The sequence below is a fragment of the uncultured Cardiobacterium sp. genome (genome assembly GCF_938028185.1).
Taxonomy (GTDB): domain Bacteria; phylum Pseudomonadota; class Gammaproteobacteria; order Cardiobacteriales; family Cardiobacteriaceae; genus Cardiobacterium.
On the sequence record NZ_CALJAH010000335.1, the window covers coordinates 1 to 5,527 of the forward strand.

Genomic DNA, 5,527 nt, shown 5'->3' on the forward strand with positions numbered 1-5,527 from the left:
CAGCCGGGCTGGCAAATAGACAGTATTCACTTCGCCGACGGCATGGCGCTTGACCATAACGCTATTAATTCCCTGACCGGCGCGCAAAACGCGCCGCAGGGGAACTATATGGAACCCGCTGCCCAGGCGTTGCAGATGAACCAGGCGATTGCTTCGCTGAACGGCCAGGCGCAGCCGCTGGATGCGTTAGCCACACCGGACTTGCAACCACGTCCGTTGCTGGCAGCGGGCAATCCCTGATTGCAGCAGCTTGGTCAGCCATGAAAAAGCCCCTGTTCGCAGGGGTTTTTTTTAACTACAAAAACCTCATGACTCCACACATATCCACAAAAAACCATAACAAAACCTTGCTATTTTCCACAAACAAGATTACATTAACCCCAACGGACAGCAGTCGCTGCCGCCTTCAACACGAGGGGTAATCACATGAACACCGCCATATGTCGCTGGTTCAATCTAGATCACATCCTCTCTGCCGCCTTTCCGTAGCGTTTCCCGGCTTCTCCTGCCTTCCGGCGCGCCCGCGTCATCCGTCCACATTTTCAAGAGGAAACCGTCATGGAAAATTTCACCCATATCCCCGAACCCTTCCGCATCCGCGTCATCGAACCCGTAAAACGCACCACGCGCGAGCACCGCGAAAAAGCCATTCTCAAAGCGGGCATGAACCCGTTTTTGCTCGACAGCGAAGACGTCTTCATTGACCTTTTGACCGACAGCGGCACCGGCGCGGTCACGCAGGATATGCAGGCGGCGATGCTGCGCGGCGACGAAGCCTACAGCGGCAGCCGCAGTTATTACGCACTCGCCAACGCGGTCAAGGAAATCTTCGGCTATCAATACACCATCCCGACCCACCAGGGGCGCGGTGCCGAGCAAATTTATATTCCGGTGCTGATTAAAAAACGCGAGCAGGAAAAAGGCCTTGACCGCAGCAAAATGGTCGCCTTCTCCAATTATTTCTTCGATACCACCCAGGGCCATTCACAAATCAATGGCTGCACGGTGCGCAATACTTATACCAAGGAAGCCTTTGATACCGGCATCAAATACGATTTCAAGGGCAATTTTGATTTGGAGAAACTGGAAGCGGGCATTGAGGAAGTGGGTGCGGCAAATGTTCCTTATATTGTCTGCACGATTACTTGTAATTCCGCCGGTGGCCAGCCGGTATCCATTGCCAATTTGCGCGGGATGTATGCCATCGCGCAGAAATACGAGATTCCGGTGGTGATGGATTCCGCACGCTTTGCCGAGAATGCCTATTTCATTCAGCAACGCGAGCCGGGTTATCAAGACAAATCCATTGAAGAAATTACCCGCGAAAGCTATCAATACGCCGATATTCTCGCCATGTCGGCAAAGAAAGACGCGATGGTGCCGATGGGCGGTCTGCTTTGCGTCAAGGAAGAGCGCTATTTCGATGTTTATACCGAATGCCGCACCCTGTGCGTGGTGCAGGAAGGCTTCCCGACCTATGGCGGTTTGGAAGGCGGCGCGATGGAGCGGCTCGCGGTCGGCCTGCGTGACGGAATGCGGCAAGACTGGCTCGCCTACCGCATCGGCCAGGTGCAATATTTGGTGGACCGCCTTGAATCCATTGGCGTTATCTGCCAGCAACCGGGCGGGCACGCCGCATTCGTTGATGCCGGTAAATTATTGCCGCACATCCCGGCGGAGCAATTCCCGGCGCAAGCGCTCGCCTGCGAACTCTACAAGGTCGCCGGCATCCGCGCGGTGGAAATCGGTTCATTCCTGCAAGGGCGCGACCCGAAAACGGGCAAACAATTACCCTGCCCGGCGGAATTGTTGCGCCTGACCATTCCGCGCGCGACTTACACCCAGTCGCACATGGATTTCATCGTCGAAGCCTTCAAACAGGTCAAGGCGAATGCGCCGAAAATCAAGGGGCTGACATTCACTTATGAACCCAAAGTCTTGCGCCACTTCACCGCACTGCTAAAAGAAGTGGATTGACCGGAAAAGCGGCGGGGCGCGATAATCCATCGCGCCCCTTTTTCATTCAAACAGGATAAAACCATGAACGACAAACAACCTTCCGTCTTTGGCGGTGCCTGCATTATCGCCAGCGTCTGCGTTGGCGCGGGAATGCTTGGTTTGCCGAGCGCCGGTGCGGGTGCGTGGACATTGTGGACGTGTCTCGCCATGCTGGTCACGATGATGGTCATGACCCTTTCCGGCTGGATGCTGCTCGAAGCCTACAAACGCTATGACATTCGCGTATCCTTCGATACCGTCACCCACGATATGTTTGGCAGCGGCGCCAATACCATCAACAATATCGCCGTTTATTTCGTCGGCGGCATCCTTCTTTATGCTTACATTACAACGGCAGGCATGATTTTGCCGCCGCTGATTGGGCTGAACAGCAAATTGTCTTCCATTCTGTTTGTCATTGTTTTTGGCGCATTCGTCTGGCATTCCACCGGCGCGGTCGATCGTATTTCCGTGGTGCTGATTGTCTTTATGGCGTTAAGTTTTATCTTCAGCATTTTCGGGCTGACCAAAAACATCAGCTTTAACACGCTATTCAATTTACAAGAAACACATTCAACGTATATTCCCCATTCATTGTCCCTGTTTTTTGCAGGCTTGGCAAAAAGCATGGATATCTCCACCATTTTTACCACACAAAACCCGCCTCCCTCCTACGCACCTTATGTGCTCGCCATGTTTCCTGTCGCCCTCGCCTCATTCGGCTATCACCATTCCGCCGCTTCCATGCGCGCCTATTACGGCGAAGAGCGCAAGGCCTCACGCGCCATTCTCGGTGGCACACTGATTACCCTCGTCTTTTATATCGTCTGGATTGCCAGTATCTTTGGCAATTTGCCGCGTGAACAATTCGCACCCGTCATTAAGGCGGGCGGCGATTTGGATGTATTGCTACCCGCACTGAGCAGCGTCATTCATTCGGAAAACGTCAATCATGCCATTCGCGCTTTCTCGATGGCGGCGATTCTTTCTTCATTCATTGGCGTCGGTCTTGGCGTATTTGACTTCCTTGCTGATTTCTTCAAATTCTCGAACGACAACGTCGGCCGCACCAAATCCTGGCTCGCCACTTTCCTGCCGCCGCTGGTGTTGTCGCTCGCCTTCCCCACCGGCTTCCTTATCGCCATCGGCTACGCGGGCGCGGTGGCGACCATCTGGACGTGCATCATGCCCGCGCTCCTCGTGCGCGAATCCCGCCGCCGTGGGTACGAAGGCTTTACCGTGCCGGGCGGGATGTTCATGGTGTGGTTCGTCTTCTGCTTCGGTATCGCCGTCGCCGTGCTGCACATCCTGAACATGATGGGCAAATTGCCCGTTTATACCGGCTGAAGGTACGTCCTGACAGCAAAAAGGCGGCAAATGCCGCCTTTTTGCTGTTCTGTTCACGCCTTGATGTTCTCCGCCACCCATAGCGACAAATCCTGCTTGTTCAGCGCGGCCGCCATCAAGTTCGGGAACTGGTCGGGGGTGCAGGCAAACGCCGGGACGCCAAGACTGGCAAGGTATTCGGCGTGCGATTTGTCGTAAAACGGCGCGCCGTCGTCGTTCAATGCGAGCAGCACGATGAATTGCACGCCGCTGGCGACGAGTTCGGCCATGCGTTGCCGCATCCGCTGCGCGTTGCCGCCTTCTTCGAGGTCGGTGACGAGGACGAGGGTGGTGTCCGCCGGGCGGGTAATCAGGCTTTGGCAGTAGGCGAGCGCGCGGTCGATGTCGGTGCCGCCGCCCAGTTGCACGCCAAAGAGCAGCTCCACCGGGTCGCTGATTTGTTCGCTCAAGTCCACCACGGCGGTGTCGAAGACCACCATCCGCGTTTGCAGGGTAGGCAGGCTGGCAAGCACCGCGCCGAAGATGCCGGAGTAGATGACCGATGTCCCCATCGAGCCGCTTTGGTCGAGGCAGAGGATGAGGTCGCGCACCGCCCGCTTGCGTTTGCGCCCGTAGCCGATGCGCACTTCGGGGATGATGCTTTGGTATTCCGGCTGGTAATTCTTCAGGTTTTTCTGGATGGTGCGGTGCCAGTCGATTTCGTTGTGGCGCGGGTTGCGGGTGCGGATGGATCGGTTGAGCGCGCCCTGTACCGCCTGCTGTGTCGGCGTTTGCAGTTTTTGCATCAGTTCGTCCACCACTTTCTGCACGATTTGCCGCGCGAGCGCCTTGTTTTTTTCGGGGATGACCCGGCTCAGGCTCATCAGGGTGGCGACGAGATGCACGTCCGGGGTGATGTTTTCCAGCATTTCTTTTTCGGTGAGCAGCGCGGTGAGGTTGAGCCGCTCCACCGCGTCTTTCTGCATGATTTGCACGACGGACTGCGGGAAATATTCGCGGATGTCGCCCAGCCAGGCGCTCACTTTCGGCGCAGACGCGCCGAGGCCGCCACGGCGGCTGCCACCTTCGCCGGGGTTGTCGTAGAGGGCGGCGAGCGCCTTGTCCATGCGGATTTCGGCGGCGTCCAGCCCGCCACCGCAGCTTGCTTCGGCATCACTGCCGAGGATGAGGCGCCAGCGGTTGAGGTATTCGGTTGGGGTCATGGGGATTCCAGTCAAATGGGCATCTGCAAATTCTGCGGCATTTCCCGCGCGCCGTCCATGCTTGACCGCAGCGGGCGTATCTGCGACATTCCGTGGCCACGCCCTTCATCGCCCAACCCCATGCGCATCCACACCATCCGCCTTGCTAACCTCAACGCCCTTGCCGGCGAATGGGAAATCGACCTCGACCATCCCGCCTACGCCGACAACATCTACGCCCTGACCGGCCCGACCGGCGCGGGCAAAACCACCATACTGGACGCCATCAGCCTCGCCCTCTATGGGCGCACACCCCGGCTGGAACGCATCGGCAAGGCGGGCAACGAAACCATGAGCCGCCACAGCGGCCATTGCCACGCCGAAATCACCTTCAGCACCCGCGCCGGGCGCTACCGCAGCCACTGGAGCCAGCACCGCGCGCGGCGCAAGGCGGGCGGCGAACTGCAAAACCCCAAACACGAACTGGCCGACGCTGCGAGCGGCGAAATCCTCGCCACCGGGCTGAAAGACACCGCCGCCGCCATCGAAAAACTCACCGGGATGGACTACCAGCGCTTCACCCGCGCCATGCTGCTGGCGCAGGGCGACTTCGCCGCCTTCCTCCGCGCCGCGCCGGACGAACGCGCGCCGCTGCTCGAACAAATCACCGGAACCGCCATCTACAGCCGCATCTCCATCGCCGTCCACGACCGCCTGCGCGCCGCCCAGGAACAAGAACGCGCGCTCGCCCTCGACACCGCAGGCATCACCCCGCTTGACGCCGACACCCTCGCCGCACTCACCGCCGACACCGCCGCGCTGCAAGAACAGCTCGCCGCCCTCGAAACCCGCCAACAACAAACCGCCGCCGCCCTCACCCGCGCCCAACAGCGCAGCGAATTACACGGCGAACACGACCGCCTCGCCGCCGAGCAGACCGCGCACGAAGCCGCCCTTGCCCGCTTCGCGCCTGAGCGTCTGCGCCTCGCCCGCGCGCAACA

General features: G+C 58.5%; 5 protein-coding genes. 4 read left to right on the forward strand and 1 reads right to left on the reverse strand.

Annotated elements, in window-relative coordinates:
• The 3 genes from Q0349_RS09820 to Q0349_RS09830 all read left to right on the forward strand — a co-directional run.
• Positions 1-240 (forward strand): hypothetical protein (locus Q0349_RS09820; RefSeq protein ID WP_298080724.1); only part of this gene is annotated, 240 nt, incomplete at its 5' end.
• A gap of 318 nt (positions 241-558) precedes the next feature.
• The gene (gene tnaA / locus Q0349_RS09825; RefSeq protein ID WP_298080726.1) at positions 559-1,977 is read left to right on the forward strand and encodes a tryptophanase; all 1,419 of its coding nucleotides are present in this window, start codon (positions 559-561) and stop codon (positions 1,975-1,977) included.
• Between the two features lie 63 nt (positions 1,978-2,040).
• Positions 2,041-3,345: an aromatic amino acid transport family protein gene (locus Q0349_RS09830; protein WP_298080727.1), complete on the forward strand. Its 1,305-nt coding sequence runs from the start codon at positions 2,041-2,043 to the stop codon at positions 3,343-3,345.
• A gap of 53 nt (positions 3,346-3,398) precedes the next feature.
• Here Q0349_RS09830 and Q0349_RS09835 read toward each other — a convergent pair whose 3' ends face one another.
• Positions 3,399-4,547: a VWA domain-containing protein gene (locus Q0349_RS09835; RefSeq protein ID WP_298080729.1), complete on the reverse strand. Its 1,149-nt coding sequence runs from the start codon at positions 4,545-4,547 to the stop codon at positions 3,399-3,401.
• Between the two features lie 120 nt (positions 4,548-4,667).
• Here Q0349_RS09835 and Q0349_RS09840 point away from each other — a divergent pair.
• The coding region (locus tag Q0349_RS09840) for an AAA family ATPase (RefSeq protein WP_366916308.1) at positions 4,668-5,527 on the forward strand (860 nt) is incomplete at its 3' end.

What these genes read in the sequence shown, in the direction of transcription:
- tnaA (WP_298080726.1), top strand. Translation starts at nt 559, where the DNA reads ATGGAAAATTTCACCCATATCCCCGAACCCTTCCGCATCCGCGTCATC.
- Q0349_RS09830 (WP_298080727.1), top strand. Translation starts at nt 2,041, where the DNA reads ATGAACGACAAACAACCTTCCGTCTTTGGCGGTGCCTGCATTATCGCC.
- Q0349_RS09835 (WP_298080729.1), bottom strand. Translation starts at nt 4,547, where the DNA reads ATGACCCCAACCGAATACCTCAACCGCTGGCGCCTCATCCTCGGCAGT.